Below are 14,407 nucleotides of genomic sequence, written 5' to 3' on the forward strand. Positions count from 1 at the left end.
GGCCGCCAGGGCTGCGAAATGTGCGATTTGTCACGACTCGCCCCCTGTGCGCATAATGCGCCAGCAAGCCGCATCAGCCCGTACCGGTGATAAGGAGCAGCATGGCCGAATTGGACCTTGATGGGTCAAGTGACATGGGGGCCCCAAAGGCCGCCGTCCTGGATGTCATTTTTGACCCGCGGCATCTGCTCAGTCCGCTGCATGCGCAGGCGAGTTGCAAGCAAGTCAGCGAGGCCCTGCTTTCGGCGCTGCCCAAACCCCCACGTGAACTGAGCTTGCCCCTGGACGAGGCGAACCTCGCCGTCACCAGTCATGACACCCAGTCTCTGGTCGAAGCGGCCGTGCATTTGCAGCAACAGCACAACGCCGGCCCTTCACCGCGCCGGCTGCGCTTTCGCTGCGGCATCCATGCGATGGGCGATCCCGCCAAGCCGCAGTCGGCCGAGATCGCCATCGCGCGACGCCTCGCGGCCACCGCTGACTTGGGCGGGCTTTGCTTGAGCGCTCAAGCGATTGATCAGCTAGATCAACCCTGGCGCCTGGATTTGCACGACCGGGGCGCTCGCGAAGATGCGAGTGGCAGCGCGATTCATGTCTTCAGCATCGAGCACGACATGCCGACACAAGTTCAGCCTCAGCATTCCGACTTCGGCGCCATCCTCGCCGTGCTGCCGCCTGATCTGGGCGGCAACTCGACGCGCTTGCTGGCCATGGCCAATTTGGTGGCCGACACCTTGATCGTCGCGCTCTCACGCTCCTCGCAGTTGCAGGTGGTGTCGGCCCGCTCGAGCCGGGGCTTGCGGCATTCACGCCAGGCCTTGGCCGATGCGTTTGAGCATCTGCAAGCCCACCATGTGCTGCAGTGCCGAGGCAGTGTGGGTGTGGGCGATCAGCTGTTTTTGCAGCTGTCTTTGCACGACAAGCAGGCCGGCCACAGCGGCCCGCCGCTCTGGCAAGAGCGGCTGGAATGCAAGCTGGAAGACCTGCTTTATGGCGAGGCCTTCGCGCTGCAAGAGGCCTGCGCCGACGTGCATCGGCTCTTGTTGCACGCCAGCTTGTCGGTCAGCAAAACCCTGGTCTGGGACTCTTTGGAGAACTACCAACTCTTCAGCGCCGCCACCCAGCTGATGCACAAGCTCTCGCCCGGATGCCTGGAGCAATCGGGCCAGATGCTCAGCCAACTCAGCCAAAAGCAAGCGCAAGCGGCCGAGCCGCTGGCTTGGTTGGCGTTTTGGCATATCTTGAAGGGCGTGCAGGGCCATGGGACGATAGACGAAGCGGCCACCCAAGCTCAAGCCTTCGCACAAGCAGCCCTGGATCTGGACCCAGGCCATGCCCTGGCGCTCACCTTGCTCGGTCATACGCTGTCCATTCGCGGAGATCTTCAGCAAGCCCTCGCGCATCATCAACAGGCCTTGCAGCACAACCCCAGCTGCGCACTGGCCTGGTCGTTTCAAGCTTTGGCCCAAACCTATAGCAACCAAACCCGCGAGGCCTGTGAGTCAGCTCGGCTGGGCCTGGCCCTGTCGCCGCTGGACCCCTGGCAGTACTTTCTGGAAGCTGCACTGGCCCACGCTTTGCTCGCACATCAGCAATACAGCGAAGCGCTGCTGCATGCACAGCAATCCTTGCGCTTGTGCGCAAGCCATGCGCCCACCTTGCTCTATCTTTCTGTGGCGCAGGTGCGTTTGGGCCAAGCGACGCAAGCCCAAGCTTCTATGCACGGCCTGCGCCAGATATGGCCCGACACCACCGTTGGCCTCTTCAAGACGCGCTACTGGGGCCGCAATACCCCCCATGCCGAAGACTTCGCAAAGGCCCTCGCAGAGGCCGGCATGCCTTTGCTCTGAACTCGATTCCCAGCACTTTTCAGGGAGAAACCGAATGAGCACTTTGAGCATCGTCAATCTCTTGGCCGGTGTCGGCCCCAACGCCGGAGTCGGCCCAAACGCTGGCGTTGGGCCCAACGCGGGGGTAGGCCCCAATGCGGGAGTTGGGCCCAACAGGAACTACACCGCCGGCAGCAACTGGCTTGGCAGCGCCTGCCTGGTCCGCATGCAAGGCTATCTGACCCAGGGCCTGGCGGACCCCGATCCGCCCGCGCCTTGCCCGGGTTTTGACGCCGCCCCCTGGTTGCATTACGGCGCGGCACACCGGGCGCAGTCTTTGTTGATGGAGGCCCTGAGCGGCCTGCGGGTGCGCGCCGACGACAGCGCGGAAACCGCTTTTCTCGAACAACTCAGCCTTGGCTCGGGAGGCCTGGCGTGGCGCCCCCTGCTCAGCATGCGTCGGCCACCACTGCCCTACTTCATCGCGCAAGCCAGGCTGGTCGATGATCTGGTGCCGCTGCGCGAGGTGCGGTTCCAAGAAATCCACGCCCAAGCTAGCGATGCCCTGAGCTTTTTGCTCAGCGCCGCGCAAATGCCCTGGCACCGCATGCCGCGCACCTTGGAGCTGATTGAGGTGGCCCTGGCCCTGCAGATGGCGGTGCAGATGCGCATCAAGCAAACCCTGGCTTGCCCGCGCCCACATCAAATCAGGCCCAGCCTGTTCCCGATGATCGAGGTGCCCAGCCATGGCAGCCTGCCCAGCGGACATGCCGGCGAGTCGCATCTGGTCGCGACCCTGCTGAGCCATCTGATGCACCGCGCTCGAATGCCTGAGTTGCAGGCCCAGGTGCTGATCCGCATGGCGCTGCGCATTGCCGAGAACCGCGTGGTCGCCGGGGTTCACTACCCGGTTGACAGCTTGGCCGGCCGCTTGTTGGGCGAAGGCGTGGCGCGCTTCCTCTTGGCCAGCGTTGGCGAGCTTCCTGCGCCCCCCAGCCTGCTGCAGTTTGGCTATGCTGGTTTCGGCGCGCCGAACCTGGCCCAGCCCCATGAGGACTTGGCACCGGCGCAAAGCCCCGAATGCGGGGAAGTCGCCGCCACGCCAGAGACCCCCAGCTTGCCGGTGCTGAGTGATCACACCCGGCTCTGGGACTTGGTCTGCAAAGAATGGAATATCGGCAGGGCTGCCGCATCTGCCGCCGCCGCGTGATGAGTTACGCCGCCTCTTCCCTTGCGACGCCCGTGCCGGCCGCTGGCGGCGCCACGCCGAGCCCTCAGCCGGAGCCTCTGAGCTGGCAGGGCGCCGCCACCTGCACGCCCGGTGATCCCTACCTCGACTGGGCACTGGCCAGCGCATGGCGAGGCTTCCCGCCCTTGCTCAACCAAGCTGAAGAACCGGCTTGGTTGCCACTGCTGGCGCGGCGTAAGGAGGCCGCGGCCCAAGTGTTGACGCGCAAAGGCTCGCGCCTGCGCCTCAACCCTGCGAGCCCGAAGGACACCGAATGGGTCACGCTCTGGGCGCAAACCAACATCGTGGCCGACTTGCGCAAGGCCTTGCCCGACTGTGAACTATCTCAGCCGCTGCCGGTGGACTTTGCCAAGGCGCGCGCGCCAAGCCCCCGCCGAGCCCGCAGCGACAAGAAGATTCCGCTGGTCCTGGGCAGCATTGACCACGGCGGCGCCTTCCTGAACCAGGTGTTTCTCGCCCCCGGTGGCCGCAAAACTTGTCGAATCCTGTCTTACTGGGACCAAGGCACGCTGCCCCCGAAGGAACCGGGCACGCCTTGGCGGGTGGCGCCGGCCGGCTATGGCCGTGAACTCGATCGGGCCGCATTGCTAAAGCTGCAACGGCGCAGCGCCGGCAAGCCAAGCGAGGAAGCGGCGCTCTACAAAATGCTGGGGCTCGATGACTTGCTGCTTGCCGCCGCCACCGAGCAACCCGACCACGCCACCCATGTGCTCGACACCCTGGCTGGCCTGCCCGCCCGACGCCGCAACCCGGCCAATGCCAAACCCGTCGAGCTCGATGCCGCCGCCAATGCGCCCTTGGTGCTGGTTTCGGTACCCCAAAGCCTGGAGGGGCAGACCACCGGCGCCGCCTGTGTGGCGCAGATTCTGGACGCCCTGCACCACATCCTCAGCGAGGCCGAAGCACGGGCACCACAAGCCGCCGTCGTCGTCAACATCAGCCTGGGCGCGCTCGCCGGCCCGCATGACAGCACCTCAGCGCTGGAGCGAGCGATCGACGATTTGATGCGCAAGCGGCCGCAACTCTTGGTCGTGTTTGCCGCCGGCAACAACGGCGGCGACCTCTTGAACGACCCCAGCAGCGGCACCAATGCCGCCGGGACGCTGGCCCCGGGCTGCAGCGCTCGGCTCACATGGCGCTTGCAACCGGGCGACCCGACCGACAGCTTTTTGGAGCTCTGGTGCCGCTCGGCAAGCGCCACCGGGCTCAAGAAGGGCGAGAAGCAGGCCGCAACGGCTCTGGAGCTGCGCGTGCTGGCGCCGGTGTGGTCGCCATGTTTGAAGCTGGGAGAACAGCTCGACCTCGTCCAAGAACAACCCTCGCAAGGCCAGGGCCCAAAAGACCCGAGCCGCTTGCTCGGGCGCTTTCATCTGCAGGCCTTAGACGCCGGCCGAAGCCGCGCCCAGCTGTCTTTCGCGCCGGTTCGTGGCGAGCGCGGCGGTGTGCCCGCGGGGCGTTGGGTGATCGAGTTGCACAATGCCGGGACACATGCTTTGAACATTGAGGCACGCATCCAGGGGGACTTACCACGTTGGACCGACCCCGCGCCGGTGCAATCGGTGCTGGTGGAGGCCCAAGGCCTGCACTTAGGCGCGGCCGGCAGCCTCAACGGCCTGGCCACCGGCAAGCTGCCCTTGATGGTGGGCGCCGCCCACACCGAAGACGACCGCGACTCGCTGTACACCGCCCAGCTCAAGCCCTCGGGCGACACCCATCTCCTGATCCGCGCCGTGGCCGACGAAGGCCCCATGGCTTACGGCCTGATCGCGGCCGGCGTGCTCTCCGGCAGCGAGGCCCGCATGGGCGGCACCAGTGTGGCCGCCCCGGTGGCTGCGCGGCACTGGGCCAATCGCCTGGCTCAAGGCGGCCGGCCGAGCGCGCCCGAGGCTTGGCGGGTCTTTCTGAGTGATGAAGGAGAGGAGGGCCACAGCAGCGTGGCCAAGAAGCGCAAGCCGCGCGGCCTTGGGCGGGCGCTGCGACCCACGAACTCAAAAGCCTAGATTGGAGTTCCTCTTTCCTCTCAGCGCTTCAGATTCTTGCCCGTCGCAGCCAGATTCATGTCCAGCACCATTTGCACCGGGGGCTTGCCGGCAGCGCTCATCTGCATCTTCATGCTCATTTCCATCTGCTGGTTCAGCACGAGCCGGTCAGCCAGCCGGAGACTCATGCGGCCTTGGCCCTTGCCCGCAGCGTTCATCGAAGGTGTGGGCTCGCTTGCAGGGGCAGACTCATTGCTGACCTCAACAGCTGCAGTTGCTGCATCGGGGCTCAGGCTCATGTTCATGGTCACGCCGACATCAAAGTCGGCCACGCCGTCCTGCACTTTGAGCAGGGTGTAGCGGCCCAACATCGTCATATTCATGCCTGGCGTCTTTGGAATCGGCAATGCCATGTCCAGCGGCATTTCGGCCGACTCGCCGACCTTGAGGCGACGCCCTTCGAGGGCGCGCATGCCGTTCAGCAACTGATTCAGCAGGCCCTCAGACATGCCACTGGCAGCGGCATCGAGGCCTGCTAGCTTCATCGCCTGATAGCTGCCCGTCTTTTGGTTCAGCCTGGCATCGATTTTGATATCCATGGGCGTGCTGGGCGGACCGACGCGCTCGCCCAAGGCATTGCTCACTTCCATGGGCAGGCTGGTGCCGCGCAGCAGCAGTTGGAAGTTGCCTTGCTTGTCGACCGCAGTCGTCGTCATCTGCTGATCGAACTCGCTGCGCATGGTCAAAGGCATCTTGGCCGCCTGCATGGCCTGCGCAACCTTTGCACGCTCTTCCTCGCTCATGCCCTCGCTTGGCTCCAAGCGCATGTCCATCTTCATGGCCATCACCGAGTGAATATGGTGGCGCTGCTGAGGCAGGGGGAAGAAGCGCAATTCAATCTCATCGGCGCTGGGTGCCTGGGCTGCGGACTTGTGCTTGAGCTTGGGGCTAGCCGCCTGGCTTGTTGGCAAGAGGCAGACTGCGAGAAGAAGCATCGCGCCTACGCGGCTGGCAATGCTTACGGGGTTGTGGTGTTCAAACATATGGAAGAAGCGCTTTCTCGCTTGTGGTTCTACGTAGGTGGACGAAAAGGCTGCGCCTTCTTTTCTTGGCGGCCCTTCTGAAAGGACCAATCACAGAGGAGTCGGCCAGACCTGCCGTCCGGCCGGCGGCTCTGCGAAGTCGCGGATTGTCAGCGTGCCGGCCTCAACTGACCAGACCCTCCAAAGCGTGAGAGCTGGGCATCCTCGAGCAAGGCCGGCCAAGAGACTCCCACCAAAAATAGGGCAGAGACTCGCCCTGTCTCCAACTGAAAAGGAGGCCGGACCAAAGCCGCCTTGCCAAGCATGGCCTTGAACGAGCTGGGCTTTAGCTTCCCAGCTCAGATGGTCGGGCAGCTTGAATGGAATACCGGCACTGGCATGTCAGCCGCCTCCGCCTGTCCATTGAACTTCGACTACACTGAACGAACGTTCATTCAATCATCAAGATCGTGACTGATTCACAACGAGCCCAAGCGACGGCTGCACGTCGCGAACAACTGCTGGAGGCGGCACTGCACTGCTTTGTGGTCAAGGGCTTTCACCAGACCAGCATGCGTGACATCGCCACCCAAGCGGGCGTCAGCCTGGGGAGTCTGTACAACCATTTCGACAGCAAGTCAGCGCTGATTGCCGAGATTGCACAGATGGAGTCCACCGAACTGGCGCCTCTGGAGGCCCAGCTGACGCAGCCCCGCGGGCGCAGCGGCATCTTGCAATTCACCCGCGACTACGCGGCCCTGCATCAGGATGCGGCGCGCTTGATGCTGGCGGCCGAGGTTCTCTCGGAATTACTGCGCCAGCCCGACTTGGCCCAGCCTTTTTTGGCCACGCGCAGCCGCCTGGTCCTGACCTTGGCTGCAGCCTTGGAACAGGCTCGCGCCGGCGGCGAGTTGGCGCAGGGCATGGCCGCGCCGGATCTTGCCAGCTTGCTGTTGGACGCCATCGAGGGCCATTGCATTGTGAAGGCCCTGGCCCGGGCGCAGGTCCCCGCCGAGCGGTCGACCAGCCGCCTTTCATATTTGCTCGAAGCTCTGCTGCCGCCGGTCGTCGCCAAGGGGCACGCGCCCAAACAAACATGACGGCCCCACGTTTGAGCGGGCTCGACCTGGCCAGAGCCTGGGCATTGCTGGGCATGCTGGTGGTGAACTTCCGCGTGGCCCTGGGCGTCGACCAAGATCCCAAGGCCCCTGCTTGGCTGCAAGGCGCTGTCGAAGCCTTGTCAGGGCGCGCAGCGGCGCTCTTTGTTGTGCTGGCCGGCATGGGCTTGGCGCTGGCCACGCGCAAGTTGCAGGGCCGCGCACTCTGGACATGGATCGCTCGCCGGGCGCTGTTCTTGGCTGCCGTGGGCGGCTTGAACTTGATGATTTTTCCGCCGGACATCCTGCATTACTACGCCGTCTACTTCTTGCTGGGCGGCCTGGTACTGGGGCTGGCGAGGTCGTTCTGGCCCTGGATCACCGCAGGCCTGATCCTGGCGTGGCCACTTTTGGCCCGGTTCTTCGACTACAACGCCGGCTGGCATTGGCCGACCTTGAGCTACGAAACCTTGAGCAGCGCACCGGTGCTGATACGCCACACCCTGTTCAACGGCTGGCACCCGGTCTTGCCGTGGGGCGCTTTTCTGGTTTGGGGCATGTGGCTGCAGGGTTTGCAACTGGAACAGCCCGCAACTGCAAAGCGACTGCTTGCGGGAGGTGCTGCCACTGCGCTGCTCGGCTTGGCATCGCACCAGGCTGGCTTGGCATATCTAGGCACGCAGTGGCAAAGCTTGATCGGCTTGCAACCGCTGCCGCCATCGCCGCTTTACATGCTGACGGCCGGCGGCATCGCCACCGCGCTGATCGGCTTGGCACTGCTGGCCGTGCGTGGCGGCCGCAGCTGGCAATGGCTGGCCCCCATGGGCCGCATGACGCTGACGCTGTACCTGGCGCACATCCTCATCGGCATGGGCACGCTGGAGGCGCTGGGGCTGCTGCCGCCTTTGCGTCAGTCAGGGCTTGTAGAGGTCGTGGCAGCCGCCGCAGGCTTTGCACTGCTGGCGGGGCTGTTCGCATGGGCGTGGTCTCTGCGCTTTCGGCAGGGGCCTGTGGAGGGCTTGATGCGATGGCTAACCCGAACCTAACTCTGGTCTTGCGACCGACGCCTATCTGTCAAGGCTGGCGAGCCTACGCTGAACCCAACTGAAGAAATTTTTCATGCACGTCCATTCAAAAAGTCCTTTGTCAAATCTGGCGCCAACGCTTGCACAATTCCTCGAAAAAACGTATCCGGCTGATCGGCCCGGTGCTACCGTGGTGATCGCTCGAGAGGGCTGCATCCTCCATCGGGCGGCCTACGGCTTGGCGGACTTGCAAAAGGGCACGCCGATGTCCATCGACAGTGTCTTCCGCATCGGCTCCTTGACCAAGCAGTTCACCGCCGCAGCCATCATGCTCTTGCAAGAGCGCGGGCAACTCGCCGTCCAAGACACGCTGCACACCCATCTGCCGAACTATCCCAAGCAAGGTCGGGGCATTCGACTGGCACATTTGCTGAACCACACGGCTGGCCTGGTTTGCTTTACCGACAGCGAAGCCTTTGAAGCCATCGAAGCGCAAGACCTGTCGCACAAGCAAGTCTTGGATCTGTTTCAACATGCCCCTCTGATGGCTGCTCCCGGTGCCAAGTTCTCCTACAGCAACTCGGGCTACTTCTTGCTGGGCCTGGTGATCGAGGCAGTGTCAGGCACTGGCCTGGCCCAGTTCTTCGATGAAAACCTCTTCAAGCCACTGAACATGAGAAGCACCGCCCTAGAAGGCTTTGGCGACCTCTGGCCCATCCAAGGCTATACCGAGGAACCCGATTTGCAGCTCGCGCCGCCCGTTAGCATGGCCATACCGTACGCAGCCGGTGCGCTGGTCTCGACCATTGACGACATGACGCGCTGGGAGAACAGCATTGCGCAGGAAAGCTTGCTGCCTGCCGCCGCCTGGCAACAGATGTGGGCCACGACTGCCCTGCCCAGTGGCGAAAGCAACGACTACGGCTATGGATTTGAAAGGCGACGACTCCACGACCTCGACCTGATCGATCACGACGGTGGCATCAGCGGCTTTGCCAGCTACAGCGCCCGCACCGCGGACGGAAGCCTGTTTGTCTGCGTTCTCAGCAACAACGACTCAGGAAGCCCATCGACCATCGATGTCGGTGAAACCCTCCTTCAAGCGCTTGCAAACGCCAGCGACTAGGCCGGCACTCCGTCCTGCTGGCTGAGCGCGCAAGCAAGCAATCAAAAGCGCGAGTTCGCTCAAACAGGCCGAACTCGCGCAAGAGGCTGCGGGTCAAGGCCCCAATGCCAAGCACAATGCAGGGTCTGGAGGAGCCAAGCATGACCCTGACCGAGCTACGCTATATCGTCGCCGCGGCCCGCGAAAGACATTTCGGCCGCGCGGCGGAAGCCTGCCATGTCTCGCAGCCCACGCTGAGCGTGGCGATCAAAAAGCTCGAAGAAGAGCTGGACCTGAAGATCTTCGAACGCGGCGCCAATGAGATCAGCGTCACCGCCCTGGGCGAAGACATCGTGCGCCAGGCGCAGTCCGTCATCGAGCAAGCCAGCGCCATCAAAGAAATCGCCAAGCGCGGCAAAGACCCGCTGGCCGGCCCGCTGCGCCTGGGCATCATCTACACCATCGGCCCCTATTTGCTACCGGCCCTGGTCAAGGGCGTGATCGAGCAATATGCGCAGATGCCTTTGCTGCTGCAAGAGAACTTCACCGTCAAGCTGCTGGAGATGCTGCGCACCGGCGAGCTGGACTGCGCCATCATGGCCGAGCCCTTCCCCGACAGCGGCTTGGCCGTGGCGCCTTTGTACGACGAAGACTTCATGATCGCCGTGCCCGCCAACCACCCCTTTGCCAGCCGCAGCGAGGTCAGCGCCGAGGAGCTGAAGCAAGAAACCATGTTGCTGCTGGGCGCCGGCCACTGCTTCCGCGATCAGGTGCTGGAGGTCTGCCCCGAGTTCGCCCGCTTCAGCAGCAATGCCGAAGGCATCAGCAAGAGCTTTGAGGGCTCATCGCTGGAGACCATCAAACACATGGTGGCCTCGGGCATTGGCGTCACCGTGGTGCCGGCCTTGAGCGTGCCCAAAGAAGAGCAAGCCCATCTGCGCTTCATCCCCTTCAAAGGAACGGCACCGAGCCGCCGGGTGGTCTTGGCCTGGCGCAAGACCTTCACCCGCTACGAGGCCATTGCGGCGCTGCGCAACGCGGTCTACGGCTGCCCACTGGACGGGGTGAAACGGCTGTCATGAAGCAGGACTCGCCGGCCCTGTACGAGTTGAATGCCGAGGTCGAGGCCCTGACGCAGGAAGCGGCAGGTCTGGCGAAGCCCGAAGGTTTGATGGCCCAGGTTCATTGGGCCTGGCACCTGCGCGAACGTGACTCCAGCTTGGCCTTGCAGGTGGCCGATGAGGCCGAGCGCACCTTGCTCGATCTGCCCGCGGCGGCCTTGAGCGCGCTGCAACTGCAGTCCCTGCGCTGGCGTCTGCAGCTGACGGCCATCGATGTGCGCCGACTGCGCAATGAGTCGGCCCAAGATGGCGCGGTGGCAGAGCAGATCTTTCAGGCGGCCTGCGAGGCAGGCGATTGGGGCAACGCCATCGATGCCTGCTGGGTGCTGGCCCATTTGGCCTCCAGCCTGGGCAACACGCAGAAATGCTGTGACTGGCTGGCCCTTGGCGCCGAGCAAGCTCAAGGCTGCGGCGACACCGAGCGCCTATGGTTGATGCAGTGCAGCCAGGCGCGCTATGCCGGCATGATGGACCGTTATGCCGCCGAGGCTTATTGGGGCGATCACTTTGAGAACCATGCCGCCCAGCAGTCGCCGCGCGTGGCGCCAGTGCTGGCGCTTTATGGTGCCTACCGTGCCATGCGCGCCAGCCGCCTGAGCGAGGCCATCCAGCGCTTCTCGGCCGTCATCGAACCCTTGATCGAACTGGGTTGCCTGCGCGAGGCGATTGCCGCGCAGGCCAATCTCGGCAGTGTTTTCAATGACTTGCATGACCCCGAAGCCGCGCTGGAATGGATGGAGAAAGCGCTGAATCTGGCGCGCCATCAAGCCTGGTCCTTCAGCATCGGCACCTGCCAGATGCAGCTGGGCGAGACGCTGCGCAAGCTCGGCCGCCTGGACCTGGCGCAAGAGCAATTGAATGCGGCCTCGCAATGCTTTGCCCGCTGGCCGGGCACACGCAATCATTCGGTCAGCCTCAACTACCTGGGCTGGTTGGCACTGGACCAAGGCCAGCCCCGGCAGGCCTCGGCTTATTTCGACGAAGTGCAGGCCCTGGGCGCTTATGCCGATCTGCAGCTGAGTGCTTTGCGCGGGCACGCCCATGCCTTGCTGCAAGAAGGCGACTTGGACGCGGCCGAACACAAAGCGCAACAAGCGCTGCTGCTGGCTCAGCAGCGCGGCGCGGCCGAATTGAGGGTGCAGCTCGGCCTGCTGCTGGCCCGCATCGCACAGCGGCGCCCCCTGCCTGCCGCCGATCTAGCCCTGCATTACCTGGAGCAAGCCCGCGAACAAGCCGCCGCCATCACCGGCTACAAAGGCAGTGGTGAGCTCTTGCACGCGCTGGCCCAGGCCTATGCCGAGGCTGGCCGGTTTGAACAAGCTTATGAAGCCGGCCAGCAGGCGGCGCAGTCGCGAGCACAGTCGCTCAGCCTGGAGGCGGCCAATCGCTTGGCCTCCATCCAGCTGCGCAATCTGAACGACAGCGCCCGCGCCCAGACCGAACATCTGCGCCAACTGGCCGAAGCCGAGCGCCAAAAAGCGCAGCTGATGCAGCGCAACAGCGACACGCTGGAGTTGCTGGGCCGCATCGGCCAAGAGCTGACCCGGCAGCTGGACCTCCGTTCGATTTTCTCGGTGCTGGTTCGGCACATCCCTTCCTTGTTGGATGCGCGGGCCTTCGAGGTCTATTTGCTCGACGAGAGCGGGCCGGCGCTCGATTCGATCTTTGGCCTGGAAGATGGCCACACCTTGCCGCCGGATCGCATTGCGCTGAGCGACCCGGACTCCAACGCGGCGCATTGCGCGCGCGAGCGGGCCGAGCTGTCCGTCCAACTGGCGCAAGACGGCAGCGACCCCAGCCAGGTGCCGGGCACCATGCGCACGCTCAGCGCCTTGTTCGCGCCGCTGATGATTGGCGAACGCTTGCTCGGCGTGGTGACGGTGCAGTCACCGCAGGCCGATGCTTACGGCGAACATGAGCGGATGATCTTCCGCACCCTGAACGCCTATCTGGCGATAGCGCTGGACAACGCGAATGCCTACAAGCGGCTGCAGCAGGCACAAACCCAGTTGATCGCGCAAGAGAAGCTGGCCTCTCTGGGCGCCCTGGTGGCCGGCATTGCGCACGAGCTGAACACACCGCTGGGCAACAGCCTCTTGATGGCCAGCACCCTGGAGCAGCGCACCAGCGAGGTGGAGCAGGCGGCCACCGCCAAGTCCTTGCGACGCAGCGAGTTGGAGGGCTTTTTGGCCGAGGCCCGATCGATGGCCCGACTGATCATGCAAGGCCTGGAGACCGCCGCCCGCCTGATCACCAGTTTCAAACAGGTCTCAGTCGACCAGACCGCCGAGCAGATGCGCGAGTTCGAGCTGGCCGGCATGTGTGAGCAGGTGCTGGCCACGCTGCGCGCCAGCATCCGCAAGCAAGGGCATTACCTCGAGGCCGACATTCCAGCCGGCATCGTGATGAACAGCTTCCCTGGCCCTTTGGGGCAAGTCATCAGCAATCTGGTCAACAACGCCATGTTGCACGGCTTCGGTGATCGCGCCGGCGGGCAAATGCGTCTGAATGCGCGCCGCTTGAACGAAGGCCAGGTGGAACTGCGCTTTCATGACGATGGTGTCGGCATTCAGCCCATCCATGCCCAGCGAATCTTTGAACCCTTTTTCACCACCAAGTTCGGCCAGGGCGGCAGCGGCCTCGGGCTCTCAATCAGCCACAACATCGTTGTCTCGCTCTTGGGTGGCAGCCTGAGCCTGGACCCCGAGCAGGAGCCGGGTTGCTGCTTTGTGCTGCTGCTGCCCTTGGAGGCGCCGGCAGCCAAATCCACGGCGCCGGCGCAAGAATCGGGTGGGCAAGGCGGCACTGCGATTTGACAATCCGGGCATCCTTGCTTCGCCCCCTCCGCTTGCCGCTATGGACCCTCACCCTGCTCGCTACCAGTTGATCCGCTGCGCCATTGAGCGGCTCGCCGCCGCCGACGTGGCACCCGGTTTGCAAGAATTGGCCGACGCGGCCGGACAAAGTCCTTCCCACTTCCAGCGCAGCTTTGTCAGCCTGGCCGGCGTCACGCCCAAGGAGTTCAGCCAGGCCCTGGCCTTGCAGCGCGCCAAGCAAAGCCTGGCGCAGGCCGACTCGGTGATGGAAGCGGCCCTGTCCGCCGGCTTGTCAGGTCCCTCGCGCCTGCATGATTTGTTCGTCGGCCAAGAAGGCCTGAGCCCCGGCGAGTTCAAAAATGGCGCGGCGGGCCAGACGCTGCGCTGGAGCAGCGCCGACAGCTTGCTGGGGCCGATCTGGCTGGCCGCCAGCGAGCGCGGCGTGGTTTCGCTGGTGTTCAGCCAAGGCGCCGGCGACGAAGAGATGCTGGCTGCGGCGAGCATCCAGTGGCCCCTCGCAAAGTGGCAGGAGGCGAGGCAAGAACTGGCCCCCGTCTTGGACGAGGTGCAGCTGCGCATCAGCGGCCTGGGGCCGAGTCGGCCGATCGGCCTGGCCTTGTCTGGCACGTCTTTGCGGCTGAAGGTCTGGCAGGCGCTGATGCGCATCCCCGAGGGTCAGGTCTTGAGTTATGGCCAATTGGCGCGGCAGGTGGGCGCACCTCGGGCCGTGCGGGCGGTGGCGAGTTGCGTGGCGGCCAACCCGATTGCCTACCTGATCCCCTGCCACCGGGTGATTCGCGCCAATGCCGACTTTGGCGAATACCGCTGGGGGCCGCGCACCAAACGTGCCCTGTTGGGCCTGGAATTGGCGCGCGGCGACAAAGGCGAAGTTAGCACCGGCTTTTCCGCTGTTTAACTGAAAGTCTGGCTTTGGCGTCGCCCAGGCAATCGCCAGGGCCCGTCGTTCAAGTCTCCGTCGACGACATCGGCTCACTTGTGCAGCGGCAGAGCCTGGCGGTGCTTGAAAGCGAGGGATTGCGCGCCTGCTCTGGCGGCCCCAAGCTTTTGACTATCTATCCATTAAAACTATTCAATTGGAACGATCAATAGGAAAGACCTAAAGTCCCGTCATCCCATCCAGCCACCCACCTCAGGAGAGCGCGA

10 protein-coding genes are annotated in these 14,407 nt (G+C 64.1%); 9 read left to right on the plus strand and 1 reads right to left on the minus strand.

Annotated features, from left to right (window positions below; genetic code table 11):
- Positions 1 to 134 precede the first annotated feature (134 nt).
- The 3 genes from ACOVRJ_RS04820 to ACOVRJ_RS04830 are packed head-to-tail and all read left to right on the plus strand — an operon-like array spanning position 135 to position 5,078.
- Positions 135 to 1,850, plus strand: coding sequence for a tetratricopeptide repeat protein (locus ACOVRJ_RS04820; RefSeq protein ID WP_422042762.1), 1,716 nt, complete (start codon positions 135 to 137; stop codon positions 1,848 to 1,850).
- 34 nt (positions 1,851 to 1,884) lie between these two features.
- Complete coding sequence (locus ACOVRJ_RS04825; protein ID WP_422042763.1) at positions 1,885 to 3,039, plus strand: phosphatase PAP2 family protein; 1,155 nt, start codon at positions 1,885 to 1,887, stop codon at positions 3,037 to 3,039.
- Entirely contained in the window at positions 3,039 to 5,078 is a 2,040-nt protein-coding gene (locus ACOVRJ_RS04830) for a S8 family serine peptidase (protein WP_422042764.1), read from the plus strand. Before ACOVRJ_RS04825 ends, ACOVRJ_RS04830 begins: the two co-directional genes overlap by 1 nt.
- A gap of 20 nt (positions 5,079 to 5,098) precedes the next feature.
- On the opposite strand, the gene ACOVRJ_RS04835 is transcribed toward ACOVRJ_RS04830, so the two are convergent.
- Positions 5,099 to 6,052 carry a hypothetical protein gene (locus tag ACOVRJ_RS04835; protein WP_422042765.1) on the minus strand — a complete coding sequence of 318 codons (954 nt, stop codon included), beginning with the start codon at positions 6,050 to 6,052 and terminating at the stop codon, positions 5,099 to 5,101.
- Between the two features lie 497 nt (positions 6,053 to 6,549).
- On the opposite strand from ACOVRJ_RS04835, the gene ACOVRJ_RS04840 reads away from it, so the two are divergent.
- The 6 genes from ACOVRJ_RS04840 (at position 6,550) to ACOVRJ_RS04865 (ending at position 14,159) form a co-directional block, all read left to right on the plus strand.
- A complete protein-coding gene (locus ACOVRJ_RS04840; protein WP_422042766.1) occupies positions 6,550 to 7,179 on the plus strand; it encodes a TetR/AcrR family transcriptional regulator in 630 nt (209 codons plus the stop codon).
- Positions 7,176 to 8,222, plus strand: a complete 1,047-nt coding sequence (locus tag ACOVRJ_RS04845) for a DUF418 domain-containing protein (RefSeq protein WP_422042767.1) — start codon at positions 7,176 to 7,178, stop codon at positions 8,220 to 8,222. The genes ACOVRJ_RS04840 and ACOVRJ_RS04845 overlap by 4 nt, the downstream gene beginning before the upstream one ends.
- 73 nt (positions 8,223 to 8,295) lie before the next feature.
- On the plus strand, positions 8,296 to 9,327 hold the full coding sequence (locus ACOVRJ_RS04850) for a serine hydrolase domain-containing protein (protein WP_422042768.1): 1,032 nt from the start codon (positions 8,296 to 8,298) through the stop codon (positions 9,325 to 9,327).
- A 140-nt stretch (positions 9,328 to 9,467) separates the two neighbouring features.
- A complete protein-coding gene (locus tag ACOVRJ_RS04855; RefSeq protein WP_422042769.1) occupies positions 9,468 to 10,388 on the plus strand; it encodes a LysR substrate-binding domain-containing protein in 921 nt (306 codons plus the stop codon).
- Positions 10,385 to 13,243 carry an ATP-binding protein gene (locus ACOVRJ_RS04860; RefSeq protein ID WP_422042770.1) on the plus strand — a complete coding sequence of 953 codons (2,859 nt, stop codon included), beginning with the start codon at positions 10,385 to 10,387 and terminating at the stop codon, positions 13,241 to 13,243. Before ACOVRJ_RS04855 ends, ACOVRJ_RS04860 begins: the two co-directional genes overlap by 4 nt.
- Positions 13,244 to 13,283: 40 nt before the next feature.
- Positions 13,284 to 14,159 (plus strand): bifunctional transcriptional activator/DNA repair enzyme AdaA, encoded by an 876-nt coding sequence (locus tag ACOVRJ_RS04865; RefSeq protein WP_422042771.1) that lies wholly within the window; start codon positions 13,284 to 13,286, stop codon positions 14,157 to 14,159.
- The last annotated feature ends 248 nt before the right edge of the window (positions 14,160 to 14,407 follow it).

The sequence above is a fragment of the Roseateles sp. genome, assembly GCF_049240545.1.
Classification (GTDB): Bacteria; Pseudomonadota; Gammaproteobacteria; order Burkholderiales; family Burkholderiaceae_C; genus Paucibacter_A.